Source organism: Comamonas endophytica, assembly GCF_023634805.2.
Classification (GTDB): Bacteria; Pseudomonadota; Gammaproteobacteria; order Burkholderiales; family Burkholderiaceae_C; genus Comamonas; species Comamonas endophytica.
This window is the reverse complement of sequence record NZ_CP106882.1, coordinates 62,901-87,998: the sequence shown is the minus strand read 5'-3', so window position 1 is coordinate 87,998 and position 25,098 is coordinate 62,901. Positions and strand designations below refer to the sequence as shown.

Annotated in this window: 26 protein-coding genes and 1 pseudogene; 25 read left to right on the top strand and 2 right to left on the bottom strand. The window is 63.5% G+C overall.

Going from position 1 to position 25,098, the window contains the following annotated elements; translation table 11 throughout:
* The first annotated feature begins 167 nt into the window (after positions 1–167).
* From trbB to M9799_RS17275, 13 genes are all read left to right on the top strand, one after another.
* Complete coding sequence (gene trbB / locus M9799_RS17335) at positions 168–1,127, top strand: P-type conjugative transfer ATPase TrbB (protein WP_231044880.1); 960 nt, start codon at positions 168–170, stop codon at positions 1,125–1,127.
* Positions 1,128–1,197: 70 nt separating this feature from the next.
* A complete protein-coding gene (trbC, locus tag M9799_RS17330; RefSeq protein WP_422689532.1) occupies positions 1,198–1,572 on the top strand; it encodes a conjugal transfer system pilin TrbC in 375 nt (124 codons plus the stop codon).
* A gap of 3 nt (positions 1,573–1,575) precedes the next feature.
* Positions 1,576–1,887, top strand: a complete 312-nt coding sequence (locus M9799_RS17325; RefSeq protein ID WP_231044879.1) for a conjugal transfer protein TrbD — start codon at positions 1,576–1,578, stop codon at positions 1,885–1,887.
* Positions 1,884–4,421 (top strand): VirB4 family type IV secretion/conjugal transfer ATPase, encoded by a 2,538-nt coding sequence (locus M9799_RS17320; RefSeq protein WP_231044878.1) that lies wholly within the window; start codon positions 1,884–1,886, stop codon positions 4,419–4,421. Before M9799_RS17325 ends, M9799_RS17320 begins: the two co-directional genes overlap by 4 nt.
* Complete coding sequence (locus tag M9799_RS17315; protein WP_231044877.1) at positions 4,418–5,161, top strand: conjugal transfer protein TrbF; 744 nt, start codon at positions 4,418–4,420, stop codon at positions 5,159–5,161. Before M9799_RS17320 ends, M9799_RS17315 begins: the two co-directional genes overlap by 4 nt.
* Positions 5,162–5,173: 12 nt before the next feature.
* Positions 5,174–6,064 carry a P-type conjugative transfer protein TrbG gene (trbG, locus tag M9799_RS17310; RefSeq protein WP_231044876.1) on the top strand — a complete coding sequence of 297 codons (891 nt, stop codon included), beginning with the start codon at positions 5,174–5,176 and terminating at the stop codon, positions 6,062–6,064.
* Complete coding sequence (locus M9799_RS17305; RefSeq protein WP_231044875.1) at positions 6,061–6,537, top strand: conjugal transfer protein TrbH; 477 nt, start codon at positions 6,061–6,063, stop codon at positions 6,535–6,537. Before trbG ends, M9799_RS17305 begins: the two co-directional genes overlap by 4 nt.
* 2 nt (positions 6,538–6,539) lie before the next feature.
* A complete protein-coding gene (locus M9799_RS17300) occupies positions 6,540–7,883 on the top strand; it encodes a TrbI/VirB10 family protein (protein WP_231044874.1) in 1,344 nt (447 codons plus the stop codon).
* 11 nt (positions 7,884–7,894) lie between these two features.
* The gene (gene trbJ / locus M9799_RS17295; protein WP_231044873.1) at positions 7,895–8,677 is read left to right on the top strand and encodes a P-type conjugative transfer protein TrbJ; all 783 of its coding nucleotides are present in this window, start codon (positions 7,895–7,897) and stop codon (positions 8,675–8,677) included.
* Between the two features lie 11 nt (positions 8,678–8,688).
* Complete coding sequence (gene trbK, locus M9799_RS17290) at positions 8,689–9,000, top strand: entry exclusion lipoprotein TrbK (protein ID WP_231044872.1); 312 nt, start codon at positions 8,689–8,691, stop codon at positions 8,998–9,000.
* Positions 9,001–9,012: 12 nt separating this feature from the next.
* Positions 9,013–10,740, top strand: a complete 1,728-nt coding sequence (gene trbL / locus M9799_RS17285) for a P-type conjugative transfer protein TrbL (RefSeq protein WP_231044871.1) — start codon at positions 9,013–9,015, stop codon at positions 10,738–10,740.
* Between the two features lie 18 nt (positions 10,741–10,758).
* Positions 10,759–11,331 carry a TrbM/KikA/MpfK family conjugal transfer protein gene (locus M9799_RS17280; RefSeq protein ID WP_231044870.1) on the top strand — a complete coding sequence of 191 codons (573 nt, stop codon included), beginning with the start codon at positions 10,759–10,761 and terminating at the stop codon, positions 11,329–11,331.
* A gap of 7 nt (positions 11,332–11,338) precedes the next feature.
* A complete protein-coding gene (locus M9799_RS17275) occupies positions 11,339–11,932 on the top strand; it encodes a transglycosylase SLT domain-containing protein (protein ID WP_231044869.1) in 594 nt (197 codons plus the stop codon).
* On the opposite strand, the gene M9799_RS17270 is transcribed toward M9799_RS17275, so the two are convergent.
* Positions 11,915–12,229, bottom strand: a complete 315-nt coding sequence (locus M9799_RS17270; protein WP_231044868.1) for a DUF5710 domain-containing protein — start codon at positions 12,227–12,229, stop codon at positions 11,915–11,917. The two genes, M9799_RS17275 and M9799_RS17270, sit on opposite strands and share 18 nt — an antisense overlap.
* A gap of 110 nt (positions 12,230–12,339) precedes the next feature.
* Between M9799_RS17270 and M9799_RS17265 the strand changes: the two are divergent.
* The 6 genes and pseudogenes from M9799_RS17265 to M9799_RS17240 all read left to right on the top strand — a co-directional run bounded on the left by M9799_RS17265 (position 12,340) and on the right by M9799_RS17240 (position 19,380).
* Positions 12,340–13,276, top strand: a pseudogene (locus M9799_RS17265) (diguanylate cyclase domain-containing protein).
* A gap of 1,345 nt (positions 13,277–14,621) precedes the next feature.
* The gene (locus M9799_RS17260; RefSeq protein ID WP_231044867.1) at positions 14,622–15,686 is read left to right on the top strand and encodes a ParA family protein; all 1,065 of its coding nucleotides are present in this window, start codon (positions 14,622–14,624) and stop codon (positions 15,684–15,686) included.
* A 1-nt stretch (position 15,687) separates the two neighbouring features.
* Positions 15,688–16,692 carry a ParB/RepB/Spo0J family partition protein gene (locus M9799_RS17255; RefSeq protein ID WP_231044866.1) on the top strand — a complete coding sequence of 335 codons (1,005 nt, stop codon included), beginning with the start codon at positions 15,688–15,690 and terminating at the stop codon, positions 16,690–16,692.
* On the top strand, positions 16,685–17,224 hold the full coding sequence (locus tag M9799_RS17250) for a hypothetical protein (protein ID WP_231044865.1): 540 nt from the start codon (positions 16,685–16,687) through the stop codon (positions 17,222–17,224). Before M9799_RS17255 ends, M9799_RS17250 begins: the two co-directional genes overlap by 8 nt.
* 191 nt (positions 17,225–17,415) lie before the next feature.
* On the top strand, positions 17,416–18,330 hold the full coding sequence (locus tag M9799_RS17245; RefSeq protein ID WP_231044864.1) for a helix-turn-helix domain-containing protein: 915 nt from the start codon (positions 17,416–17,418) through the stop codon (positions 18,328–18,330).
* 495 nt (positions 18,331–18,825) lie between these two features.
* Complete coding sequence (locus tag M9799_RS17240; protein ID WP_231044863.1) at positions 18,826–19,380, top strand: DUF3455 domain-containing protein; 555 nt, start codon at positions 18,826–18,828, stop codon at positions 19,378–19,380.
* A 27-nt stretch (positions 19,381–19,407) separates the two neighbouring features.
* Here M9799_RS17240 and M9799_RS17235 read toward each other — a convergent pair whose 3' ends face one another.
* Entirely contained in the window at positions 19,408–20,340 is a 933-nt protein-coding gene (locus tag M9799_RS17235) for a LysR family transcriptional regulator (protein WP_231044862.1), read from the bottom strand.
* 109 nt (positions 20,341–20,449) lie between these two features.
* Between M9799_RS17235 and M9799_RS17230 the strand changes: the two genes are divergently transcribed.
* The 6 genes from M9799_RS17230 to M9799_RS17205 all read left to right on the top strand — a co-directional run bounded on the left by M9799_RS17230 (position 20,450) and on the right by M9799_RS17205 (position 25,007).
* Positions 20,450–21,283 (top strand): DODA-type extradiol aromatic ring-opening family dioxygenase, encoded by an 834-nt coding sequence (locus M9799_RS17230; protein WP_231044861.1) that lies wholly within the window; start codon positions 20,450–20,452, stop codon positions 21,281–21,283.
* Positions 21,284–21,387: 104 nt separating this feature from the next.
* The gene (locus M9799_RS17225; RefSeq protein ID WP_231044860.1) at positions 21,388–21,954 is read left to right on the top strand and encodes a sigma-70 family RNA polymerase sigma factor; all 567 of its coding nucleotides are present in this window, start codon (positions 21,388–21,390) and stop codon (positions 21,952–21,954) included.
* Positions 21,951–22,700: an anti-sigma factor gene (locus M9799_RS17220; RefSeq protein WP_231044859.1), complete on the top strand. Its 750-nt coding sequence runs from the start codon at positions 21,951–21,953 to the stop codon at positions 22,698–22,700. The genes M9799_RS17225 and M9799_RS17220 overlap by 4 nt, the downstream gene beginning before the upstream one ends.
* Positions 22,701–22,849: 149 nt before the next feature.
* On the top strand, positions 22,850–23,146 hold the full coding sequence (locus M9799_RS17215) for a TrfB-related DNA-binding protein (protein WP_231044858.1): 297 nt from the start codon (positions 22,850–22,852) through the stop codon (positions 23,144–23,146).
* Entirely contained in the window at positions 23,143–23,916 is a 774-nt protein-coding gene (locus tag M9799_RS17210; RefSeq protein WP_231044857.1) for a ParA family protein, read from the top strand. The genes M9799_RS17215 and M9799_RS17210 overlap by 4 nt, the downstream gene beginning before the upstream one ends.
* Positions 23,913–25,007 (top strand): transcriptional repressor gene korB, encoded by a 1,095-nt coding sequence (locus tag M9799_RS17205; protein ID WP_231044856.1) that lies wholly within the window; start codon positions 23,913–23,915, stop codon positions 25,005–25,007. Before M9799_RS17210 ends, M9799_RS17205 begins: the two co-directional genes overlap by 4 nt.
* The last annotated feature ends 91 nt before the right edge of the window (positions 25,008–25,098 follow it).

Sequence of the window (25,098 nt, the reverse complement as noted above, 5' to 3'; positions counted from 1 at the left end):
CTAAAAACCGGCGGAGATGCTTGCTGGTCAGCAAAGTGGCTTACGCCGATGGCCCGATGCCATCGTTGAAGGTCGGTAATTTCAAGTAACACTTTCTTTGAGCGAAAGCCGTTGTTGCGGCTTTTGTTTCGGTATATCGTTCGCCGAATTGCCATTCGGAGGGCGCGATGATCGAAGAGGACTTCTCCAGTCTCAAGGAACGAGCGAAACGCAAGCTCGAGCGCGACATGGGGCCCCTGCTGCTGGGGGCGTTGAACGATCCGCGCACCGTGGAGCTCATGCTCAATGCCGATGGGCGGCTGTGGCAGGAGCGGCTGGGGGAGAAGATGCAATGCATAGGTGCACTGCGCGCGGCGCAGTCCGAAGCCATCATCAAGACCATTGCCGGCTACCACGGCAAGGAGGTCACCCGCGGCAAGCCCGTGCTCGAGGGTGAATTCCCGCTCGACGGCTCGCGTTTCGCCGGCCAGTTGCCGCCGGTGGTGCCGGCGCCCACCTTTGCCATCCGCAAGCGCGCCGTCGCGATCTTCGCGCTGGCACAGTATGTCGAAGCCGGCATCATGACCCGGGCCCAGCACGATGCCCTGCAGGCCGCGGTGCGCGACCATCGCAATATCCTGGTCATCGGCGGCACCGGCTCCGGCAAGACCACGCTGGTCAACGCCATCATCCATGAAATGGTCCTGTGCGACCCCACGGAGCGCGTTTTCATCCTCGAGGACACCGGCGAGATCCAGTGCGCGGCGGAGAACTTCGTGCAGTTCCATACCTCGATGGACGTGCCGATGTCGGCGCTGCTCAAGACCACGCTGCGCATGCGTCCCGACCGCATCCTGGTGGGCGAGGTGCGCGGCGCCGAGGCGCTCGATCTGCTCGATGCCTGGAACACCGGGCACGAGGGCGGGGCGGCCACGCTCCACGCCAACAACGCCAGTGCCGGGCTGTCGCGGCTGCGTTCGCTGATCACGCGCAACGAGGCGGCGCCGGCAGACATCGAAGCGCTCATCGGCGAGGCGGTTCATGTCGTGGTGCATATCGCCCGCACCCCCGAAGGCGGCCGCCGGGTCCAGGAAATCCTCGGCATTTCCGGGCACGCGAACGGCCGCTACATCACCCAAGGACTGTGAGGAGTGCATTTCCATGCAACGCATTCGACTCTTTCCCCCTTCCTTCGCAATTCGGGCTCCGCACAGCCCGGTGCCACGCGGATTCTGGCTGCTGCTGTCATTGCTCATGCTGTGGCTGCTGGTCGTACCTGGGGCCTGGGCCGCGGAGGGCCAGGGCGGCGCGCTGCCCTACGAGAGCTGGCTCGGCAATCTGCGCAACTCCGTCACCGGGCCCGTGGCCTTCGCGCTGTCGATCATCGGCATCGTGATCGCGGGGGGGGTGCTGATCTTTGGCGGCGACCTCAACGGCTTTTTCCGCACCATGGTCTTCCTGGTGCTGGTCATGGCATTGCTGGTCGGCGCGCAGAACGTCATGGGCACCTTCTTCGGCCGCGGCGCTGAAATAGCCCAGGCCGCCACGCCGCAGCCGGCGGTGGCTGCCGGCCGGGCTCTTCTCCAGGGGTGAGCCATGGCACTGCGTTCCATTCCCATCCGCCGCTCGGGCAACCGCGACAACCTGTTCATGGGCGGCGACCGTGAGCTGGTGATGTTCTCGGGACTTCTGGCGTTCGCGCTGGTGTTCAGCGCACAGGAGCTGCGCGCCACATTTGCCGGTCTGGGGCTGTGGTTCGGCGCGCTGTTCGCATGCCGGTTGATGGCCAAATCCGATCCCAAGCTGCGCCCGGTGTATCTGCGCCATCGCCGCTACAGGGCCTATTACAGCGCGCGCAGCACGCCATTTCGCGTGAACCGCGCGGCGCATGAAAGGCTGCCGCGATGATCCCCGCCATCGCCGTTTCCATTGCCGTGCTGGGCGCGGTACTGCTGCTGTGGCTTTTGCTGCGCATCCGCGCCGTGGACGCCCAACTCAAGCTCAAGCGCCACCGTTGCGGCGACGCCGGGCTGGCCGACCTGCTCAACTATGCGGCCGTGGTCGATGACGGTGTCATCGTCGGCAAGAACGGATCCTTCACCGCCGCCTGGCTCTACAAGGGCGAAGACCACGGCAGCAGCACCGACGTGCAGCGCGAGGCCGTGTCCATGCGCATTAACCACGCGCTGGCCGGCCTGGGCAATGGCTGGATGCTGCACGTCGATGCGGTGCGCATGCCGGCGCCGCGCTATGGCGCCTCGGGGCTCTCGCATTTTCCCGACCCGGTCTCGGCCGCGATCGACGAGGAGCGACGCCGGCTCTTCGAGCGGCTCGGGACGATGTACGAGGGCTACTTCATCCTGAGTCTGACCTACTTTCCACCGCTGCTGGCACAGCGCAGGTTTGTCGAGCTGATGTTCGACGACGACACGCGCGCCCCCGGACACCGGGCGCGTACGCAGGGTCTGATCGAGCATTTCCAGCGCGAGTGCGTGGCCGTCGAATCGCGCCTGTCCTCGGCCATCGAGTTGCAGCGCCTGCGTGGCCAGAAGATCACCCAAGAAGATGGCTCGCGGGTCACGCATGACGACCTGCTGCGTTGGCTGCAGCGCTGCATCACCGGGCTGGACCACCCTGTGCAGTTGCCGCGCAACCCCATGTATCTCGATGCGCTGCTCGGCGGCCAGGAATTGCTGGGCGGCGTGGTGCCAAAGATCGGGCGCCAATTCATCCAGGTGGTGGCCATCGAAGGCTTTCCGCTGGAGTCCACGCCTGGCATGCTGACGGCGCTGGGCGAACTGGCCTGCGAATACCGTTGGTCGAGCCGCTTCATCTTCATGGACGGCATCGAGGCGGTGAAGCACTTCGACCGCTTCCGCAAGAAATGGCGGCAAAAGACGCGCGGCTTCTTCGATCAGGTATTCAACACCCATACCGGCGCCATCGATCAGGATGCGCTGTCGATGGTGGCCGATGCCGAGGCAGCCATTGGCGAGATCAACAGCGGGCTCGTGGCCGCCGGCTATTTCACCGGTGTGGTGGTGCTCATGGACCCCGATCGCGCGCAGCTCGAGGCCTCGGCGCGGCAGATCGAGAAGGCCGTCAACCGGCTGGGCTTCGCGGCGCGCGTGGAAACCATCAACACTCTCGATGCCTTCCTGGGCAGCCTGCCGGGCCATGGCGTGGAGAACGTGCGCCGGCCGCTGATCAACACGTTGAACCTTGCCGACCTGCTGCCCACCAGCAGCATCTGGACCGGGCTGAATGCCGCGCCGTGCCCCATGTATCCGCCACTGGCTCCGGCGCTGATGCACTGCGTGACGCAGGGCGCCACGCCCTTCCGGCTGAACCTGCATGTGCGCGACCTGGGCCATACCTTCATGTTCGGGCCCACCGGTGCCGGCAAGTCCACCCACCTTGCCTTGCTGGCCGCGCAGCTGCGGCGCTATCCAGGCATGTGCATCCATGCGTTCGACAAGGGCCTGTCCATGTATCCGCTGGCCAAGGCCGTGGGCGGCCGGCATTTCAACGTGGCGGCAGACGACGACAAGCTGGCCTTCTGCCCGCTGCAGTTCCTCGACACCCGAGCCGACCGGGCCTGGGCCATGGAATGGATCGACTCGCTGCTCGCGCTCAACCACGTGGTGAGCACGCCGGCGCAGCGCAACGAGGTCGGCAATGCGGTCATGAACATGCATGCCAGCGGCGCGCGCACGCTATCGGAGCTCACGGTGACGATCCAGGACGAAACCATCCGCGAGGCGCTGCGCCAGTACACCGTCGACGGCTGCATGGGCCATCTGCTGGACGCGCAGGAAGACGGTCTGCAGCTGTCGGACTTCACGGTGTTCGAGATCGAGGAGCTGATGGGCCTGGGCGAGAAGTACGCCTTGCCGACGCTGCTGTATCTGTTCCGGCGCATCGAACGCAGCCTCAAGGGCCAGCCCGCCGCCATCATCCTCGACGAGGCCTGGCTGATGCTGGGGCACCCGGTGTTCCGCGCCAAGATCCGCGAATGGCTCAAGGTCATGCGCAAGGCCAATTGCCTGGTGTTGATGGCGACCCAGAGCCTGTCCGATGCGGCCCAGTCGGGCATTCTCGACGTGATTGTCGAGTCGACGGCCACCAAGATCTTCCTTCCCAACGTGTATGCGCGCGATGAGGACACCGCCGCGCTGTACCGGCGCATGGGACTCAATGCGCGGCAGATCGACATCCTTGCTACGGCGACCCCGAAGCGGCAGTACTACTACGTCTCCGAAAGCGGCCGGCGCCTATATGACCTGGCACTCGGGCCGCTGGCGCTGGCCTTCGTCGGTGCCTCGGACAAGGAATCGCTGGGCACCATCAAGGGGCTCGAAGCCCGGCATGGCGCAGCCTGGGTTGAGCCCTGGCTCGCCGCGCGCAATCTGCAACTGAATGACTACAAGGAGGCGGCATGAACATTGCACACACCATCGGGGGCTGGTTGCATTCCCCCTCGAGTGCCGGGCCGGCGCAGGCACGCGGCGAAGAAAGCGACAACCCCTACCTGAACGCGCGGCGCGGCTGGAACGAACATGTCGGTGCGTTGGTGTCGTCGCGCCAGGCCTGGCAGCTGCTCGGGCTGATGTCGCTGCTGATCGTGCTGGCCGCGGTCGGCGGGCTGGTCTATATCGGCAGCCAGTCGAAGTTCGTGCCCTATGTGGTGGAGGTCGACAAGCTGGGCCAGCCGCTGGCGATTGCGCCAGCCGGGCGCGCGGCCGGCGCCGACCCGCGCGTGGTGCACGCGGCCGTGGCTTCGTTCATCAGCGACCTGCGCCTCGTGACGCCCGACGTGGCCTTGCAGCGCAAGGCGGTGTTCCGGGCGTACTCCATGCTGTCTGCCGACGATCCCGCAACTCAGAAAGCCAACGCTTGGCTCAACGGCAGCGAGGACAGCAGCCCGTTCAAGAGGGCGACCCAGGAAACCGTGAGCACCGAGATCCTGTCCGTGCTGCCGCAGACACCCGACACCTGGCAGGTGGACTGGGTGGAAACCACACACGATCGCCAGGGCGTACCCAAAGGCGAGCCGGTACGCATGCGCTCACTGGTGACGGTCTACACCGTGGCGCCTACGGCGCAAACCACCGAGGAGCAGGTGCGCAACAACCCGTTGGGCATCTATGCCCGTGATTTCTCCTGGTCCAAGCAGCTTTGAGAGGCAATCCATATGCACAAGGTCATTTTGGCGCTGTCGCTGGGCGCCCTGAGCACCGTCGGCGCGGCCGAGCCGCGGCTGAACGAGCTGTATTTTTCCAACGCCAACCCCCAACTCACGGCGCAGGAAAAAGCCGCCATTGCCATTGCCAACAAATGGCGCAATCCCGACGCGAAGGGCCTGCAGCCTGTGGCCGGCAGCGATGGAACGGTGCGCTTTCTGTTCGGCGCGCAGCAGCCGAGCATCGTCTGCGCGGTACTGCAGGTCTGCGATATCGAGCTGCAGGCCGGCGAGCAGGTCAACTCCATCCACCTGGGCGATGCCGCTCGCTGGACGGTGGAGCCGGCCGTCACCGGCAGCGGGGCCGCCGAAGTGCAGCACCTGGTGATCAAGCCCATGGACGTGGGTCTGGAGACCTCGCTGATCGTGTCCACCGACAGGCGCACCTACCATCTGCGCCTGCGCTCGCACCGCACGGCGTTCATGCCGCGCGTCGGCTTCACCTATCCAGAGGAAGCGTTGGCCAAATGGGATGCGCTCAAGACCCGCGCCAGCCAGGAGCAGCAGCAGCGCACCCTGGCTTCCACAGGCGAATACCTGGGCAACCTGGACTTTGCCTATGACATTGCGGGAGCGGCGCGCTGGAAACCGGTGCGCGTCTACAACGACGGCCGCAAGACCATCATTGAAATGCCGGGCGCCATGCAGCAAACCGAAGCGCCGGCGCTGCTGGTGGTGCGCAAGGAGGGGGGCCTGCTGCAGGGCGATGACACGGTAATGGTCAATTACCGCGTCCAGGGGGACCGCTACATCGTCGATTCGGTGTTCGACAAGGCGGTGCTGGTGGCGGGCGTAGGCCGCAGCCAGGAGCGCGTCACCATCACCCGGGGAGCACGGCCATGATCCGCTTCATCTACTGCACCCTGCTGCTGGCCAGCCTTGCCGGCTGCGCGGCAACAGGTGCCAACACTTCAGGCAACTTCAGCGATGCACCCGCGCCGGTGCAGCAGCAACTGGCAGATGCAGCGGTGAGGCAACTGGTATTGCTCTATCCGCCCGGAAGTACCCGCTTCAAGCTGCAGCAGGCCACTTCAGACCCCTTTGGCCAGCCATTGGCGGCTGGCTTGCGTGCCAGCGGCTATGCACTGGAGGATTTCAAGCCGGCATCCGATGCCCAGGCGGCTGCGGCCGCGCCGGCACCCGCAGCCACGCCGTCATCCGCCTCCGGTGTGCCTCTGGGCTATGTGCTCGATCAGGCCGCCGGCCCGGGGCTGTACCGCATCGGCCTGCTCGTGGGCAGCCAGACATTGACCCGCGTCTACCAGGCGCATGAAGGCCAGCTCGTGCCGGCCGGCGCCTGGGTGCGCAAGGAGTAGCCATGGCGGCCATAGACCGGATGTCCCCGCTGGGCTCGCCTGCGGGTATGGCCCGCGGCACGGGAGTGCGGCGTGTCAACAATCTGCCGCTGTACATCGCCATATCCGCCATGGCGGTGTTCCTGCTGATCATGGCGCTGGTGGCTGCCGACCGCGCTGCGGGGCAGAGCCACCCGGTCGCTGCGCCGGATGGAAAAACCGGCAGCAGCAATGCCTTCGCGCAGGAAATAGCCGGCGCGCGCAAGGGAGGCATCATCCAGGCCGAACATCGGCCGCCCCCGGAGGTTCCGATGCCGCTATCCATCGATATCGCGCGCCCGGATAACCTCGACGTACCGCCCCCGCCGCCGCAGGCCGCCGGTCCGGCTTCGGTCAACGAGGACGCGCAGCGCGTTCATATGCTCAAGCTGCAGCAGCTCGAGGAGGCCATCAAGGCCAAGACCGGCGTGCGCATGGAGGCTGCACGCAGCGCGGCCTCGGCTCCCGCCCGTGGCAGCGCGGCAGCATCGCGCGAAGAAGCGTTGGCCCGTTTGGCGGCAGCCCGCCAGCAGATCGATGCCCAGGCGCCGGGCGACCCAAGCGCTGCTTACCAGGCACGGCTGCAGCAGCTGCAGCGTGGTAGTGCCGCAGGGGCAGCAGCCGAGGGCAGCGGGCATGACGCGGTAGATGGCAACCCGGATTACGCGCAGTTCCAGCCACAGGGCAAGGGCGGCGATCGCTGGCAGCTCGACGAGCAGCCCGAGGCGCCGCGCAGCCCCTATCTGCTGCGCGCCGGCTTCGTGCTGCCGGCCATGCTGATTTCCGGCATCAATTCCGATCTGCCCGGCCAGATCGTGGCCCAGGTGAGCCAGGACGTGTTCGACACCGCCACCGGTAGATGGAGGCTGATACCGCAGGGCGCGCGCTTGGTGGGCCAGTACGCCAGCGAAGTGGCCTACGGCCAGTCGCGCGTGCTGGTGGCATGGCAGCGCATCGTGTTTCCCGATGGCAAGGCCATGGATATCGGCGCCATGCCCGGCGCCGATGGCGCTGGTCGGTCCGGTTTCCATGACCGCACCAACAACCATTACCTGCGGCTCTTTGGCTCGGCGCTGCTGATGTCGGGCGTCACCGCCGGTATCGCGATCAGCCAGCGCGATACCCAGTCGCCCTTCGGCAACGCACCCACCACCAGCAGCGCGCTGAGCGAGGCCCTGGGCCAGCAACTGGGCCAGGTCACGGCACAGATGATCGCCAAGAACATGGGCATCGCGCCCACCCTGGAAATCCGGCCGGGCTACCGCTTCAACGTGGTCGTCACCAAGGATCTGAGTTTTCCCCAGCCGTACCGGGCGTTTGACTATTGAGGAGGCACAGCATGAAGCGGCATTTCCCGAAATTTTTCGCGATCAATACGGCCGTGGCTTGGGCAGTGTGCGTCTGCGCCGCGCGGGCGGGTGGCATTCCCGTGTTTGATGCCGGCAACTTCGCCCAGACCACGAAGTCAGCCGTGGAGGCGGTAGCGCAGACAGCCAAGCAGATAGAGCAGTACGACCTCCAGTTGAAGCAGTACGCAAACATGCTGGAGAACTCGAAAGTGCCTCCCCGGTATGTCTGGGACCAGGCCCAGGTCACCATAAGCCGGCTGCGCACTGCCATGGGCACCCTGGACCACTACCGCCAGCAGGCTGGCAGTCTCGAGAAGCATCTGCAAAGGTTCAAGGATGTGGATGGTTACCAGTCATCGGCCTGTTTCAATACCGATTGCAGTGCGGCGCAGCGGGCACAGGTGTCCGAGGAGCAGGGGCGGCTGGGAGCGCAAACGCAGAAAAGCGCCAATGACGCGCTGTTGCGCAGCCTGGACCGGCAGCATCAGTCGATGCGAAGCGACGCGCTTCAATTGAAGGAGCTGCAAGAGGGCGCGCAGGGGGCCGCTGGACAAATGCAGGCGCTGGGCGCTGCCAACCAACTGGCCAGCCACGTCGCGTATCAACTGCAGCAGATTCGCGCTGTGCTGATTGCCCAGAGCACGGCACTGGCCGCACGCCAGCAGGTGCAAGCCGACCGTGAGGCGCTCGCGCAGGCTTCCCGCAAGGGTGCGCTGGCTCCACGTCTTGGCGATACCCCCAATCCGCTGAACTGGCTGAGCATCAAACGCTGAAGGAGACCGTCGTGGCTTCCCCCATCTGGACGCTTTCGCCGCTGCTGGCATTGGCTTTGACAGATTGCGGCATGCCGCAATGGCCCAAGGCCAGCGAGGAAAACTGCAAGCTCGTCAATGTCACGCGCATGGCCAACCCGAGCTGGCGCGCTGATTCCAAGCAATTTTGCAATTCCACACCACGCACGGCTCAGCTCGTTGAACCGCTGGAATGGCTTGCCCTGCCGCATGGAAAGCGCGTGGTCTTCCATAGGGAAGCAGCCAACGCTCAGCGTATGGGCTATATGCCCAACCCGCGCGACTGGCTGAGCATCAACCCCTGAGGAGGCCGCACCATGGCATCTCATGCCGCAATGTTGTCCATGCGATCCGGGCGCATCTGGTTGTGCTGTGGTGTCAGCCTGGCGTTGCTTTTGCTGGCAGGTCCGGCGCAGGCTGCGCTCGACAACATGGCCCTGCTCGACACGGTAGTGTCGAAATTTTCCGTGAAGGCCACGGCCTGGCAGGACGTGATGATGAAGGCTGCCACTTGGCTGTTCTGGACATTGGGCACGATTTCACTGGCTTGGACCGGCGGCATGATGGTGCTGCGCAAAGCGGATATCGGTGAATTCTTTGCCGAGTTCATCCGCTTCATCCTGTTTTTCGGATTTTTCCTCTGGCTGCTGAGAAACGGGCCGGCGTTTGCCTCTTCCATCATCGCATCGATGCAGCAGCTGGGGGCCAGCGCCGCAGGGCAGCAAAGCATCACGCCATCCGCCATCATCGATATCGGTTTCAAGATCTGGCAGCAGTCGGTGACCAAGATCTCGGTATGGGCGCCGGTGGAAAGCCTGGTTGGCATGCTGCTGAGCGCCGGCATCTTGCTGCTGCTGGCGGCAGTGGCCGTCAACATGCTGCTGCTGCTGGTTTCGGGCTGGATCCTGATGTATGCCGGCATCTTCTTTCTGGGCTTCGGCGGCAGCCGCTGGACCAGCGACATGGCCATCAATTACTACAAGAGCGTCTTGGGTGTGGGCGTGCAATTGATGACCATGGTCCTGCTGGTGGGCATCGGCAACGACCTGCTCAAGGGTTACTACGAGCAATTCAACAAGGCGGAGAACAACCTCAATGAGATGGTCGTCTTGCTGGTGTTCTGCCTGGTGCTGTTGATGCTGGCCAGCAAGCTTCCGGCGATGGTGGCGGGCCTGGTGACCGGCGGTGCTTCAAACGATATCGGCAGCTTTGGTGCAGGAGCAGTGATGGGCGCCGCGATGGGAGCGGCAGGCGCGGCAACGGCCGCGGCCGGCATGGCGGGCGCGGCCGTGCGATCGGGCGCTGCCCATGGAGCCGGCGGTGCCCAGGCGTTGATGGCTGCCTATACCCGGGCGGCAGGAGGCGGCGCCACGGGTGCCATGGCTGACATTGCGGGCAAGCTGGATAACAAAGGCTCAAGCGCATTTGCCGATATGGACTCTGGCAGGACAGTTGACAGCGGCACGGCTGACTCCAGCAGTAGCACCCGCAACGATGACCGGAGTGCCAGCGGTAGCGAGCACAGTGCCGACAGCGAGGAAGGCGGCAGGGGCGGCGGCAGTCCATCCGTCAGCAGCGCAAGCAGCGGCAGCGCTGCCAGCGGCGGCAACGACAGCGCCGATCGCAGTGGCAGCGGTCAAAGCGCAGGCAGCGATGGCACCCGCTCCATGGACGCCGGCACCACCAGAGAAGGCGCCGGAGCCGAGCTATCGGGTGGGCAGGCGACAGGCTCCGGGCAACCTGGCGCTGGCTCGGCCGATGTGTCAGGCATTGACCAGCGTGGGCACACCGGCTTCGGCCGTGCGCTTGCCACTGCAACAGGCACCGCCGGTTTTCTGGCCCAGGGGTCTCTGGCCGTAGGAAAGGAGAAGATGGCCAGGCTGCGCAGCCAGGCGCGCGAACGCATGGACGCGACCTTGGGCGCACGGGTTGCTTCGGCAATCGATCGTTCGGGCGCTCTACCCACAGGCAGCCGGGCAGGGGACCGCACGCAACGCGCCTCCGAAGTCGCGGCCTTCGTGCAAGGTGATTCAAGCAAGGGATGATTCCCTGAGGAGTGTTGTATGTGCAGCAGATATCTGGTCGTTTCAGCCATCGTTGCCGTGGCTGGCTTCGGACTCAACGCCTATGCGCAAGTGGAGCTTGAGGGCGATGTCCGGCTCGCGTGCGAAGCCGTTCTTTGCCTGTCCACTGGATCGCCGCCGCAAGAGTGCAATCAGGCGTTGCGCCATTACTTCAGCATCACGCATCGCAAGCTTGCGCAGACCATTCGCAAACGCAAGGACTTTTTGAATTTGTGCCCGGCTTCCCAGCAGACCGCACCGATGTCGGATCTGGTGGCAGCGCAGTCGGAGGCCGCTGGGCGTTGCGATGCCGCATCACTCAATGCCAGCGAAAGCCGCCCCACGGCATTGGCACCCGAGGTTTTTACCGTGAGCAACCGCATGCCGGCCTATTGCGAGGCTTATCTTGCGCATGCCTACAGCGACTGGGCCCGGGTGCTGCCGCGGTATGTGGGTGTGCCCGAGCGCGGCGGCTACTGGGTCGCGGCAAAGGACCATGCAGCCGCCCAGCGTGCCTGGCAGGCCCGGATACGGGCTGAGGACACAGCCGCAGCCGGTATTGCCCGCCGATGAGAAGCCAATGGACAGCGCTCCTCTGGCCGATTTGCCAGCTCCAATGCATGAGCGCGTGGTGTGCTCGATCTCGGCGGCCATGAAATACGAGTTGCCGGCCAATATCCTGCTGGCGGTGGCCGAGAAGGAGGGTGGCAAACCGGGTCAATGGGTCAAAAACACCAATGGTACGCATGACGTGGGCGCCATGCAGTTCAACACCCGATATCTCACCGAGCTGAGCCGCTATGGCATCTCGTCCGGCGATGTAGCTGCCGCGGGGTGCTATCCCTTCGAGCTGGCGGCCTGGCGGCTGCGCCAGCACATTCGCAAGGATTCAGGCGACCTGTGGACCCGGGTCGCCAATTACCATTCGCGCACGCCCCGGTACAACGCCAGGTACCGCAGCGATCTGATGCGCCGGGCCGCGCGCTGGGCCGACTGGCTGGAAGCGCGCTTCGTGACCCGCGACGTGGGCCGCGCGGCGACGCCCGCGCTGCCTGACAAAGTGAAGTCGCCTGAGACCAGTGCCCGAAGGGAGGACGGTCCAGGCAGCGCTATCCGGTTGCCTGAACGTCCTCGGGGCGCTCAGGTGGCTATGCGCTCAGTCCTCCCACGGTAACTTGTCCGTATGGTCCGGTGCGACCTCGTCCGGACCGGTGACAATGGCTGGCTTGGCCGTCATCACGCGTGCGGCGGGTGGCTTGCGCGCGATGACGGCGTCTGCGTTGTCCCGATGCCCGGCAGCCTCACCGCCTTGCCCTTTGAGAGAGTCCGGCCACCAAGCCTGGAACGGCTGGATATCCAGGCCAAATGGAACATACCAGCTGCGCTGCTGCGGGTCCCAGCGCGCCCCCAGGCCTTTGGCTTGGTCCTTGGCCGAGAACGCAACATTCAGTCGGAGTTGCACTTGCTTCATGGGCTGATCTTAAGCGCAGCGCGCACTTCCAAGAGCACGGTATGCGCTCGTCCAATCAGGCATAAGCTGGCCTTGCCTTCACATCCGAGTATTCAGAGGGCGTGGCACAAGTGAGCATTGCAACGGAGTTCAGTGACGACCCTCGGGTCTATCAGACACTGCTGAAATCGACCCGGGCCATTCCCTGGAAGATCGACTGGGCCAGCATGAAGTTTTCCTATATTGGTCCGCAGATCGAGCCACTGCTTGGTTGGAGCCGCGATAGCTGGCGCAGCGTCGAGGACTGGGCGCAACGCATGCATCCCGAAGACCGTGAAAGGGTTGTGAATTTCTGTGTGACGCAGTCGCAGTCTGGCGTCGACCATGAGGCGGATTACCGCGCATTGACCCGTGACAATGGCTATGTCTGGATCCGCGATGTGGTGCATGTGGTGCGCGATGCGCAGGGCGAAGTCGAGGCGCTGATCGGTTTCATGTTCGACATCAGCGAACGCAGGAAACCGAAGAGCGGCTGCTGACGCTCCAAAACGAGCTCGAAGCGCTGTCATTCAAGGACGGACTGACCAACATCGCCAACCGCCGGCGTTTCAACGCCAGCTTCGAGCAGGAGTGGGAAAATGCGCGCAGCCAGCCGCTGTCGCTGCTGATGATCGACATCGACTATTTCAAGCAATACAACGACCTGTACGGGCACCTGCGCGGCGACCAGTGTCTGGTCGAGGTGGCGCGGACGTTGAGTCTGGCGCTCGACGGTCCACGCGATCTGGTGGCACGTTTTGGCGGCGAGGAGTTCGTGGTTCTGCTTCCTGGCGCAGATACGGGCATGGCGTGGAAAGTGGCCGAGCGCTGCCAGCGCCGTATCGACAAGCAGGCCATCATTCATGCGCTGGCACCGCATGGCATCGAGTCATCAGTATTGGCGTGGGAACGGTGGTACCGACAGAAGAGGGCAAGTCCGCGGTATTTGCCGAGACCATCGATCAGCAACTGTATGCCGCCAAGAGAAACGGCCGCAACCGCATAGAGCGCCTGGATCCTGCAGCCTGAACCGGGCACCGCGGCCCAGCCGGCGATCATTGGTCCATGCCGAGGAAGCGCAGTGTGCATGTGCACGGTCGGCGCCGAGCGTACCAAGCCTGATGCTTCGATGTGCCGACCTGACCGCTCGCGAGGCATGCCTGCTGGCGGATGCCGCAGCGCTGAACTATGAGGCACACGCGTCCGCATGGCCACTCCATGGGTTGGTTCACACCATGGATCGTCGTGAGCTGTCACATGTAAGGCAATGGAACTGCACGATCGAAATGGATCATTTCCGCCGTCCTGCCAGTGAATGCAGCTTACATGAAGAGAGCAAATCTTTGCTGCTTTGCTTGCGATGCGCAAGGTGGAAGAGGAAACATCTCACACGACAGGCAATACAGGACGCTCGATCAGGCTTGGGAGGAAAGCTTTGGGTCGCTATGCTGCATCTGTGCGCTCACCAGCATCCCTGGCTTACGCTGATCGGGTAGCCAGCCTGCGTGCCAAGGTGCTGGCACGTCACCGTAGGGTAAAGAATGCTTCAGTACATGCGTGTGACGAATCACCATGGGGATGCAGCGGCAATAGCGTCGGCAGGCTGGCGAAGTCATCCAGAGCAATCCTCGTGCAACGCGGAGCAGAGCATGCCTTGGTGGTCCGCGCATGTAAGGACCTGCCCTTGTCACGTCCAGTGAAAGCTGCCGCGCTAGGCACACTGCAGAAGTAGGTCGCCTTAGCTGACACAACTTGTCCTAGGCAAACCGATTTGAACTGCGGCGTGGTTCTTCTCAACTAAGAAACCGAGGAAAAGCTAAACACCAATCGCTATGAATACAGCTTACATGAACTAAACCATATCTGTTACCAAAGAAATTGCACCAGCAACCTTAACATGTAAGCAGGATACAGGGGATCCCTGCCAATGCGATGCCTTCTGCGAAGCATCGACTGCCGATGCCTGGCATACATCCCCAGGCATCCTGATACCAACGGCATCTGCCATTCCATTCTTTTCGAATCCCGCTCATTCATCCAGATGGACCCCATGCAAGATACCAAGCTCACACCCAACATCTGAAACCGGAGTGACTGCTGCATGCATGCTGACTTGGCGGGCAATGCTTGCCAAATAACGCTCCCGCAGCGATTCGAAAGCATCCATCCGCGGACTATCCAAGACTCTTATCCAGTGACATGGCCCGGCATGGGACGCTGGACATTTGCGAAGCTTCAGCCTCTCCTATGTCAAAGCTTGCTCGAAGCACGCGACGATCATGAGTTTTTTTTGTCGAACTACGAAAAAACTTGTCAACATTGTACTTCCGCCTTATGCTTGCGTCCTCAAACATGAGATATGTTGGTTAATGCCATGGCGAGATCTATTCAATTCAAAACATCTGTAGCGACCGTGCTGTCGGGTCTGGATGTTTCCGCAAAAAAATTGCAGGAGTTGGTGGGTCGCGAGAAGCCTGCAGGCCAGCATCACATGAAGTACACACCTGCTGATCTTCGCGCTGCGCGTTATCGCGCCGCAGGCCTGGTTCCACCGACCACGCACGCATTGCCGCTGGGTTCGACGCAGCTTCCTCCAGTCATCGTGACGCGCATGACCAAAGGGGGCGTTGGCAAGACCAGTGTTTCCGTGAACGTCGCTGCATCCCTGGCCATGATGGGCTTCAGGGTGCTGGTCATTGACGCCGATCCGCAAGCATCGGCTTCCAATCTGCTGGGCGTTGATACAACTGGTTACGAAACCGACATCCGCCATATCGGCCACTTTCTGCGCAAGGCGGAAAAGGAACCCGATGCGGAATTGCCGTCGGCCATCAAGCATATCTATGAAGGCGGGTTTCTCGACCTGATTCCAGCGGACATCACTTTGGCCGAGACCGATGCGAGCCTGGTAGCCGTCATGGCCAGCCATGCACGGGCCCAACTGTTCCTCAATCGCAATGGCGCCTTCTTGTCTAGCGCTTATGACGTGATCATCGTGGATACGGCTCCGGGTACCACGCCCATCGGCCTGGCGTTCTCATTTGCTGCCAAGGTGTCGGGCAAGGTACTTACCATCGTCGAGCCTGAAGGCAGTTGCCTGCGCGCCCTGGATTCCCTGGCCTCGAACCTGGCTGAAATCCAGTCGGTGACGGGCGCCGAAGTGGGCATGGAAGTGGTCATCAACAAATACCACCCCAGCCTCAAGCATGTGCGCGAGAGCATGGGATTTCTGTATTCGAAGTACGGCTCGATGCTCAATGATTCGATCATTCCGCAGTTCTCGGGTTTTGCGCGCCAGCTCAATCCCAATGCGCGTGAAACCGCCCCTATGGTGGAAGTCGAGCCCAGCTCGGTGGGAGCCGCTGCTATCTATGACGTGGCGAAGAGCTTGATCCGCAGCTACCGCATCACCATGCCGGGCATGCCGGTGGGAGAATGACATGGGCAAGGCACCGCCAAAACTCTCGGGCTTGATCAAGAGCGGATCCGTTGTGCCGGCGGTGCCGTTGCATGCGCTACCTGACCTGCCTGCAGCGCGATCGGCTCAGGCTCGCGAAGCGGATGCTTCCGAGGGAGAGTCTGCTGCGCCTGCGGTGGTGGGCGAAAGGCATTTGCAGCAGATCAGCCTCGAGCTGATCGACCCCAATCCTTTGGCGCCCCGCGAAGTCTACACACCGGAGATGATCCTGCAGCGCGCAGAGAATCTGCGCACCCAGGGCCAGCACGATCCCATCCATGTGATTCCCCATCCTGATGTGCCCGGGCGTTTCATCATTTGCGACGGCTGGACACGGGTGCAGGCCTGCCGGGAACACAAGGTCTTTGCTTCATTGCTGGCAGAGATCCATCTTGATCTGAGCCTCGAGGAATCCGCCTGGTTCGGTTATGAGCAGAACGAATGCCGGCAGCAGCACTGCGACTTCGATCGGGCCATGTTCTATGAAAAGCTCATCGTGGCCGGCGAATCCGCATCGGACATTGCTCGGCGCGCCAAGCTGTCGAAGACATTGATGAGCTTCTACAGGGCCTATGCCCGGTTGCCGGAAGATCTGCTCGAACTGGTACGCCAGCATCCAGAGAAATTCGGCGCCAATGCAGCCTATCAGCTGTTGAAGGTACATGAGAAATGTGGACAACGCCGGGCAGTCTCGCTGGCGAACAAGTTCGCTGCCGAAGACCAGCCGCTGCGCTGGCTGTCGAACCAGGCGCAAGCGCTGTTGAATCCATCGGGCGCGAAGAGTGCCAGTCCTTCAAAGCAGATCAAGTATTCCAACGGCTACTACAAGCAGCGTGGCGATGTCTTCGAGGTGTCCATCGCGGTGCCCGACCACAAACGCCTGGCATTCGCCACAGCACTGGAGAATTTGCTGGATACCGTCGCTGTGGTGCTGGCGCCTGAGTCGGAGAAGACGGATGCAATGGACAAGCCGACTGCCCATGACTGAAGCTGTTTATACGCATAAACCCGCTGCCGTGCCTGCGCATGGTGGGCGGGCTTTTGCTTTTTTGCGTGACATCCAGGGGTTGGCTCCAGAGGGCCTCCAGGCTGTCGATACGCATGCACTTCGAAATCGTGGCGTGGTCTGCGGCATGTTGCCGATACCCGGAGTGCATGGGCAGCCACAGCAGGTCGCCGCGGCGCAGGCAATGCAGCGAGGCAAGGAGGCCAAGGCTGTTTATACGCATAAACTTTTGCTGACCGGATCTCGGGGCTGCCATCCAGGTGCTTGTGCCTCGATGGTTGTTAATGCGTATGAGGGGCGGTCAATCGTCATGCTTGCCGGCGCTGCTGTTCACCCCAAAGCGGTTTATACGCATAAACAGTTGCCTGAAATGCAGGCACCCTGGCTGGTCCCGTCATCGGGACATCGGCCACCTCCCACTGTTTATACGCATAAACCACCCCCACCGAACCCCGCCCAGAGCGGGGTTCGGTGCGTTTGGGGCCTGAAAAAACGGAGCACGGCCATGACCTGATACCCGCCACATTCGTTCAGACAACAAAAAACCCTCAAAGCGCCAACTTTGAGGGTTCCTTGTGAATCTTGATGATTCCTCGCAAATTCCCTTCAACCGACGGAAATCGGTCAAAAGCTCTCCGAATGAGCGAATAGTAAGGGAACCGCGAAGAAGTCGTCAAGGGATTTTCGTGTCCTTTGGAGACTGCGATGGAAAAGCTCGCCCCTACTGTTTACCCTTCGATGATCGCGCGCGCCTGTACGGCGCTGGACGAGTCCCCCCTGTTCAGGGACATGCCTGACGGCTACTTCCGGGTAATTTTCCGCATCATCAAGAAAATCAACCTGATTCGGCCGAATTCGCCCATCGTGGCCAGTCGTGCCACGATTGCCCAGGAATCGGGAAAATCGGTGGAAACGGTGCACCGTGTGATCAGGTGGCTGGAAGACCGGGCCTTGATCGAGCGGGTGCAAAAGGCCCGTGCCGGTTTGCGTGGTTCCAGTTCTCCTCTCATTCCCACCTCGAAGCTGCTCGATGCACTGCTGCTGACCGACAGAACCCATGCGGGCAAAACACCGGTGGTCATGCCTGCGCCACGACACGCAACAGTCTCGAACATTCCGACCGGTGCCTCTGCGGAGCAAGGCTCTGCCCGGTTCGAAAGCTTTGGAAAGCTCAAGCTGCCAGCGGATCTGGGCTGGCTGGTGCGTGACAACGGCCTGCAGAGCACGGGCGTGCTGCAGCTGATGAGGCTGGCAAAGCAGTCGAAACAACGTCTATCGGACGTCGTGGGCGCGACACGCAAGTACCTGGAGAAGCTTGAAGGGCGCCAGCTGTATGCCTATTTGCGCGCCCTGCTGGGCCGCAACCGCGACTTCGGCCCGCGAGCACAGGCAGCGAGCAGCGCGGCGCTCGAGCAGCAAGTGCAAGACTATCTGCAGGAAAAGGCCGCGGCATTTGCCGGGCAGACATTCCAAAACCGCGACGCCACATTGCTGGTGACGGTGGATGCCTGCGGCATGCTGCTTGAAGAACGCGCGGGCCGGCGCGCCGCGCGTCCCATGTGCCAGAGTTTCCTCGACGCCATCGCTGCCGGCCGCCTGATTGCAAGGCGCGATGCCTGAGCGGCAATGCATATGCGATGTGGATAACTTCGAGGCCACCAGACGTCAGCACTGACGCCTCTAAATCAGGGTTCCAAAACCACAATCTAAAGAAAACAACCGCGGGGCGTGATTTTTGATGTGCAATTTGCTGGCAATACGGCAGGCAGGCAGCACCGCTATGCACAGGGTGCACGAGGCTGAGGCAATCGCTCCTGAATCCGCCCAGCTTTTGTCGAGCTGGACCCGGGGATGCATGCTTGGCGGGCGCAATGGCGGCAGCGCCACTGGCTTGCCACTCAGGCCGCCGAGGGTCTTGAAGCAGACAGCTTGTGCGGCCAAGCCATGCCACACCGGTTCGGGGTCAGTCCCCTGCGACCGGTCCTGAAGACCCTGCCTGCGCGCCCACCACGAAAATTATTTTGCTTTTGCTGCATCCAGATCGCCTTCTCCCGGGTAGTGACAGCAGCAGCTCGCCGAGTTGCCTGCCTTCAACCACTTCATTGGAGAACCGTTATGAAAACGCTTTCTGCTTCCGTCCTCATGCCCGTCGGTGTGATCGCATCCGCAGTGCTGCTTACCGCCTGTGGCGCGATGTCCAGGACGCAAACCTTCGATCCCGCCAGCGTTCCGCAAAGCATCCGCGTGCCGGCAGGTAACCAGGTGGCATGGGAAACCACAGGCCGCGGCCAGATCACTTATGAATGCCGCGACAAGGCCAATGCACCCGGCCAGATGGAGTGGTTCTTCGTGGGTCCGCAGGCCGATCTGATGGACCGCACAGGCAAGAAAGTGGGTACTTACTATGGACCGCCGGCTACCTGGGAAGCGCTGGATGGCTCCAAGGTCACGGCTACGCAATTGTCTGTCGCGCCAGCAGGCGAAGGCAATCTGCCCTATCAACTGGTCAAGGCCAATCCGGCCATGGGCAGCGGCGCGCTCACCGGTGTGACCTACATCCAGCGCGTGGCCCTCAAGGGCGGCGTGGCTCCGGCCATGGCCTGCACCGCCGGCAACAAGGGCCAACGCCAGACGGTCATGTACCAAGCGGACTACATCTTCTGGAAGTAAGGAGTACACGCGCCACCGGTAGGCATCTCATCGTGCCGCTGGTGGCGCCGCAGCCACACCGGCCGGCGCAGCAGCCAGGCTTTCCACCAGAAAGTCGATCATCGCCCTGACCTTGGCCGACAGGCGCCGGTCCGGGGGGAACAGCACATGCAGCCCTCCCAGGTCGAGCGCCGGCTGGTCGAGCTCCAGCGCCTGCAGCCTGCCTTTGTCCAGCGCATCGGCCACGATGAATACGGGCTGGTAGATCACGCCCTGGCCGCCCAATGCGGCGGCAAGCAGCGCGTCGCCATTGTTGGCCGTGAGGTTGCCCTGCACCGGCACCTGGATCTCGCCTCTGGTGCCGAAGGCCCAGGTGCCGCCTGCCTGCATCGGCGACAGGGTGTAGCTCAGGCAGTTGTGTCCGGAGAGTTCGGCCACCCGCCGCGGCATGCCATGCCGGGCCAGGTAAGCCGGCGCGGCACAGACCCGCATGGGACAATCGCCCAGGCGCCGCGCCTTGAGCGCACTGTCCGCCAGATGGCCGATGCGGATGGCAAGGTCCCAGCCGCCATGGATCAGATCCTGCTGCGCATCGCTCAGTCCCAACTCGACCTGCACCTGCGGATAGCGCCGGCTGAATTCGGGCAAAAGCGGCGCAACGAAGCGCGTTCCAAAGGACAAAGGCAGATTCAGGCGCAGCCGTCCAACCGCTTCGATACGCTGCGCCGCCAATTCCGATTCGGCTTCGTTCAACTCCTGCAGGATGCGCCTGCACGCAGCCAGATAATCCGCGCCCGCGCCGGTCAGCGTCAGCCGCCGGGTGGTGCGGTGCAGCAGCTTGATGCCCAGCCGGGCCTCCAGCGCATCGACATGCTTGGTGGCCATGGCGGGCGACATGCCGGTCACGCGGGCAGCGGCCGACAGGCTGGCATGGGCGGCTGCCGCGACGAACACCTGCATGCCGGTCACGCGATCGAGCATTGATTTCTCACTCCTGGTAGGAGGTGTAAGTGAATAATGGATGATTCTATCTTTGGCAGATGGGAATATCATTCCAGGTCGCTCCCGTTTTTGCTTCAGAGACTCCGCCATGCCCGACGCTACCCCCGCTTCTGCCGCTGCCTGCGTTTTGCAGCCGGTGCTTTTCATTCCGCACGGCGCAGGCCCATGCTTTTTCATGGACTGGTCGCCCGCGGATACCTGGAACGAGATGGCGGAATTTCTCGCAGGTGCAGCGGGCACGCTGCCGGAGAAGCCGCGGGCCATCATGCTCATATCGGGCCATTGGCAGGCACCGGCTTTCAGCGTGACCGCCAGCGCATGTCCCGAATTGATTTATGACTACCATGGCTTTCCACCGCACACCTACCAGCTGGCCTATCCGGCTCCAGGCGATGCAGCCCTCGCCGCACGAATGGCGCATCGGCTCGCGGATGCCGGGCTTCAAAGCGCCCTGGATGCCGAGCGCGGCCTGGACCATGGGGTCTTCATTCCGCTCAAGCTGATGTTCCCCGCAGCCGATATACCGGTGGTGCAGCTGTCGCTGCGCGCCGATCTCGATCCTGCGGCGCACCTGGCGGCGGGTGCTGCCCTTGCCGGCCTGCGGGCCGAGGGCGTATTGATCATCGGCAGCGGCATGAGCTTCCACAATATGCGCGGCTATGGCGATGCGCGCTACACCGCGCCTTCCGAAGCCTTCGACGAGTGGCTGACGGACGCGGTGCAGGCCGATCCGCTGCAGCGCAACGCCTCGCTGCGGCAGTGGGACGGGGCACCCTACGCCCACCATTGCCATCCACCAGGCCAGGAGGAGCACCTGATGCCACTGCTGGTGGCTGCCGGTGCGGCCGGCAAGGACCGCGGCCGCAGGATCTACTCGCAGCAGGTGATGAAGACCCGGCTGTCGGCCTTCCGCTTTGGTTGAGGCAAGCTTGCCGCAAGCCCCGCGCCTCCATGGCATGATGCGTCGTTCGCGTGTCGCGCCGATGCCTTGCGCGCCATTCCATCCCTGCCGCCTGGAGTCCTCACTTGCCTGTTCCCGTGGAAGATTTCGACTATGAAGCCACCTTGCAGGCCTGCGCCGCGGGTGAGCGTGGCGCCATGCAAAGGCTCTACGAGCAGGAAGCCGCGCGCCTGTTTGGCGTGGTGCGGCGCATCGTGCGCGATGCTGCGCTGGCCGAGGACGTGCTGCACGATGCCTGCGTCAATATCTGGAGCCGCGCCGCGAGCTTCGATCCGGCGCGCGGCTCGGCACGCGGGTGGATCTACAGCGTGGCGCGCAACCTGGCCTTGAATGCCCGCCGCGACGACAGCCGCACTGCGGACGTGGCGCACGAGATCCTGCAGGTGATCGATGACCAGGCTTCGTTTGCCGCATGGGAGGCCATGAGCCGCTCGGGGCAGTGGGCCGACAGCGCCGAGCGCGTGGGGCACTGCCTGTCCGAACTCGAACCGGTGCGCCGCGATTGCATCCTGTACGCCTACGTCGAGGGGATGTCGCAAAGGGAAATCGCGGCGCGCGTTGCCGCGCCGCTGGGGACGGTGAAAGCCTGGATCCAGCGCAGCCTGTTGGCCTTGCGGGCGTGCATGTCATGAACCAGAACAACTCCGAGAATTTTCCGCTGGATGGCGACGCGCAGCTGCAGGCGCTGGCTGGTGAATATGTGCTGGGTACGTTGACACAGGAAGAGCGCCGGGAGGTCGAGGCACGGCTGCCAGGCAACCCTGCCCTGCGCGAGGCCGTGGCGGCCTGGGAGCAGCGTTTCGTGCCGCTGCTGTCATTGGTCGAGCCGGTCGCGCCCCCCGAGTATCTGTGGCAGCGCATTGCGCGCAGCCTGGAGCTGCAGCGTGCACCCGCGGCCCCCGCACGCGCCAGGCCACTGCCGTGGTGGCGCGACTTGGAGTCGCTGCGATTGTGGCGCGGACTGGCGGCGGGCGGCTTCGCGCTGGCATCGCTGCTGGCCGCGCTGCTGGTCGTGCAGGCGGCGGCGCCGCAGCCCGGCACGCGCTACATGGTGGTGCTGGTGGCTCCTGGCGACCGCGCGCCCGGCTGGGTCATGCAGACCAGCAGCGCCAAGCGCATCGAACTGATTCCGTTGGTCGCGGCAGAAATTCCCGAGGACAAGGCACTGGAGCTGTGGACCAAGGCCGACAGCTGGAACACACCGGTATCGCTGGGCCTGGTCGAGCCCGGACAGAGCGTGCAGATTCCGCTGGACCGGATCCCGGGTGTGCAGCCGAACCAGCTGTTCGAGCTGACGCTCGAGCCGCGCACCGGCTCGCCCACGGGCCGTCCGACCGGGCCGATCCATTTCATCGGCCGTTCGGTGAAGGTTTCCTGAACTGGACGGGATCCAGGAAAAACAACGCCCTGGCAGACCCGTGCACCGGCTTTTAGCAGCTAAAATCTGGCGCTTGGAATGAAGTTTAGCTAAACCTGTGCCCAGGAAGATCTCCCGGGTGCGGGCTCGCAACAGATCGGTGGAAGCCCATGGGAAAACGGCTTAGCGAGGCGCAGTTTCAGCAATGCATCGACGGCCTGGACGTGGGCGCGCAGACGTTGGAAATCGCCCATGGCGTGCTGGTGCGCGGGCTGACCCAGGCTTCGTTCGTGCAGACCCTGGGCCTGAGCAAGGGGGCGGTGTCCCAGGCAGTGCAGCGCATCTGGCGCGCGCACATTCCCGCCGGTCACGAGCGGGTGTCCGCCGTGCTGCCGCAGCACCAGGCATTCATCGTCAAGCAATGGGCCGAGCATGCGAAGGCCAGGAACAACGGATCAAAAATATGAAGACCTTGGTCGTAGCACAGCAAAAAGGCGGAGTCGGCAAGACCTCCAGCGTGGTGCACCTGGCGTTTGACTTTCTCGAGCGTGGCCTCAGCGTGGCGGTGATCGATCTCGACACCCAGGCCAATGCTTCCTACACGCTGGGGCAATACCGGATCGAGGCGCGGGCCAGCCAACTGTTCGGCCCGGTACCGGCCGACGGTTGGCAGCAGGCGGCACAGGCCGAGGGCGACGGCCCGCGCCTGGTGCTGATCGAGGCCGACCCGGAGCTGGCCAACGCTGTCTTCCTGCCGCTGCCCAAGGCCAAGAAGAACATGAAAGCGAACATCGAGGCGCTGGCGGACCAGGGCTTCGATATCTGCCTGATCGACACCGCACCGGGCCTGGGCGTGGCGCTGGTGGCGGCGCTGTATGCCGCGGACTGCGTGCTGTCGCCCATCGAACTCGAGGCCTACAGCATCCAGGGCATCAAGATGATGCTCACCACCATCATGAACGTGCGCAAGGAAAACAAGTCGCTGCAGTTCCTGGGCATGGTGCCGTCCAAGGTGGATGCCAGGAACCCGCGCCACGTGCGCCATCTGGCCGAGCTCAAGGCGGCCTACCCCCAATTGATCGTACCGGTCAGCATCGGCCTGCGCAGCAGCATCGCCGATGCGCTGGCTTCCGGTGTGCCGGTATGGAAGATCCGCAAGACCGCCGCCCGCAAGGCCACGCAGGAAGTGCGCAGCCTGGCGGCCCATGTCTTTGAAAAAATGGAGATTGCGCAATGAAAATTGCAGCGAAGAAGCAAACTGCGGCTGGCAAGGCATCCGCCATGGCAATGGGCGGCCTGGGCCTGGAGGAAATGGGCGACCTGTCGGCACTGCTCGCGGGCCCCGAGGCGCAGGCCGCAGGCGGCGGACCGCTGGCCCTGGAGATCGCGCTGATCGACGAGGACCCGCACCAGCCGCGCACCAAGGACAACCCGGGCTTTTCCGAGCAGAGCCTCGAGGAGCTGGCGGCTTCGATCCGCCTGCGCGGGGTCAAGACGCCGATTTCGGTGCGCGAGAACCCCGAGGCACCCGGCCGCTACCTGATCAACCACGGTGCGCGGCGTTTTCGCGGCGCGCAGCGCGCGGGGCTGGACAGCATTCCGGGCTTCATCGACAACGATTACAACGAAGCCGACCAGGTCGTCGAGAATCTGCAGCGCAACGAGCTGACGGCGCGCGAGATTGCCGACTTCATCGGCCGCGAGCTGGCCAAGGGCGTCAAGAAGGGCGACATCGCCAAGGCCATCAGCAAGTCGCCGGCGTTCATTTCGCAGCATGTGACGCTGCTGGACCTGCCCGAGCCGCTGGCCCAGGTCTTCAATTCGGGCCGGGTGCGCGATGTGACCGTGGTCAACGAGCTGATGACGGCCTACAAGAAGACGCCGCAGGACGTGAGCGCCTGGCTGGGCGATGCCAGCCAGGAAATCACGCGTGGCACGGTCAAGCTGCTGCGCGAGTTCCTGGACGCCAAGGACGCGCCGGCGCCGATGGCCGGTGCCGCTCCCGCGCCCGGACCCAATGGCCATGCCGCACCCCCGGCCGCGGCATCGGCTGCCGCAGCATCGGCTGCCGCAGCATCGGCTGCCGCAGCATCGGCTGCCGCAGCATCGGCTGCCGCAGCCCTCGCGGCCAAGGGCGGCAAGATTGCGGCGGCGGAAAAGCTCAGGAAAGCCGTGGTGCACGTGCGCCACGAGGACCGCATCGCGCGCCTGATGCTCGAGCGCCGCCCGCCTGCCGAAGGGGTGGCGTGGCTCCAGTACATCGATGACGGCCGTGAACTGCAGGCCAGCCTGCAGCATGTGACGCTGGTGGCGTTGCTCGAAGGCTAGAAACCGGCAGCGGCGCAGCCCGGCATGGCGCGTCGGTTTTTTCCGGCCGCAGGCAGCGCGTCGCCTGCTGCACACCGCGCGCCTGGGCAGG

Excerpts from the sequence above, each read along its gene's own strand:
- trbB (WP_231044880.1), top strand. The coding sequence starts at position 168 with ATGATCGAAGAGGACTTCTCCAGTCTCAAGGAACGAGCGAAACGCAAG.
- M9799_RS17325 (WP_231044879.1), top strand. The coding sequence starts at position 1,576 with ATGGCACTGCGTTCCATTCCCATCCGCCGCTCGGGCAACCGCGACAAC.
- M9799_RS17320 (WP_231044878.1), top strand. The coding sequence starts at position 1,884 with ATGATCCCCGCCATCGCCGTTTCCATTGCCGTGCTGGGCGCGGTACTG.
- M9799_RS17315 (WP_231044877.1), top strand. The coding sequence starts at position 4,418 with ATGAACATTGCACACACCATCGGGGGCTGGTTGCATTCCCCCTCGAGT.
- trbG (WP_231044876.1), top strand. The coding sequence starts at position 5,174 with ATGCACAAGGTCATTTTGGCGCTGTCGCTGGGCGCCCTGAGCACCGTC.
- M9799_RS17305 (WP_231044875.1), top strand. The coding sequence starts at position 6,061 with ATGATCCGCTTCATCTACTGCACCCTGCTGCTGGCCAGCCTTGCCGGC.
- M9799_RS17300 (WP_231044874.1), top strand. The coding sequence starts at position 6,540 with ATGGCGGCCATAGACCGGATGTCCCCGCTGGGCTCGCCTGCGGGTATG.
- trbJ (WP_231044873.1), top strand. The coding sequence starts at position 7,895 with ATGAAGCGGCATTTCCCGAAATTTTTCGCGATCAATACGGCCGTGGCT.
- trbL (WP_231044871.1), top strand. The coding sequence starts at position 9,013 with ATGGCATCTCATGCCGCAATGTTGTCCATGCGATCCGGGCGCATCTGG.
- M9799_RS17280 (WP_231044870.1), top strand. The coding sequence starts at position 10,759 with ATGTGCAGCAGATATCTGGTCGTTTCAGCCATCGTTGCCGTGGCTGGC.
- M9799_RS17275 (WP_231044869.1), top strand. The coding sequence starts at position 11,339 with ATGGACAGCGCTCCTCTGGCCGATTTGCCAGCTCCAATGCATGAGCGC.
- M9799_RS17270 (WP_231044868.1), bottom strand. The coding sequence starts at position 12,229 with ATGAAGCAAGTGCAACTCCGACTGAATGTTGCGTTCTCGGCCAAGGAC.
- M9799_RS17260 (WP_231044867.1), top strand. The coding sequence starts at position 14,622 with ATGGCGAGATCTATTCAATTCAAAACATCTGTAGCGACCGTGCTGTCG.
- M9799_RS17255 (WP_231044866.1), top strand. The coding sequence starts at position 15,688 with ATGGGCAAGGCACCGCCAAAACTCTCGGGCTTGATCAAGAGCGGATCC.
- M9799_RS17250 (WP_231044865.1), top strand. The coding sequence starts at position 16,685 with ATGACTGAAGCTGTTTATACGCATAAACCCGCTGCCGTGCCTGCGCAT.
- M9799_RS17245 (WP_231044864.1), top strand. The coding sequence starts at position 17,416 with ATGGAAAAGCTCGCCCCTACTGTTTACCCTTCGATGATCGCGCGCGCC.
- M9799_RS17240 (WP_231044863.1), top strand. The coding sequence starts at position 18,826 with ATGAAAACGCTTTCTGCTTCCGTCCTCATGCCCGTCGGTGTGATCGCA.
- M9799_RS17235 (WP_231044862.1), bottom strand. The coding sequence starts at position 20,340 with ATGCTCGATCGCGTGACCGGCATGCAGGTGTTCGTCGCGGCAGCCGCC.
- M9799_RS17230 (WP_231044861.1), top strand. The coding sequence starts at position 20,450 with ATGCCCGACGCTACCCCCGCTTCTGCCGCTGCCTGCGTTTTGCAGCCG.
- M9799_RS17220 (WP_231044859.1), top strand. The coding sequence starts at position 21,951 with ATGAACCAGAACAACTCCGAGAATTTTCCGCTGGATGGCGACGCGCAG.
- M9799_RS17215 (WP_231044858.1), top strand. The coding sequence starts at position 22,850 with ATGGGAAAACGGCTTAGCGAGGCGCAGTTTCAGCAATGCATCGACGGC.
- M9799_RS17210 (WP_231044857.1), top strand. The coding sequence starts at position 23,143 with ATGAAGACCTTGGTCGTAGCACAGCAAAAAGGCGGAGTCGGCAAGACC.
- M9799_RS17205 (WP_231044856.1), top strand. The coding sequence starts at position 23,913 with ATGAAAATTGCAGCGAAGAAGCAAACTGCGGCTGGCAAGGCATCCGCC.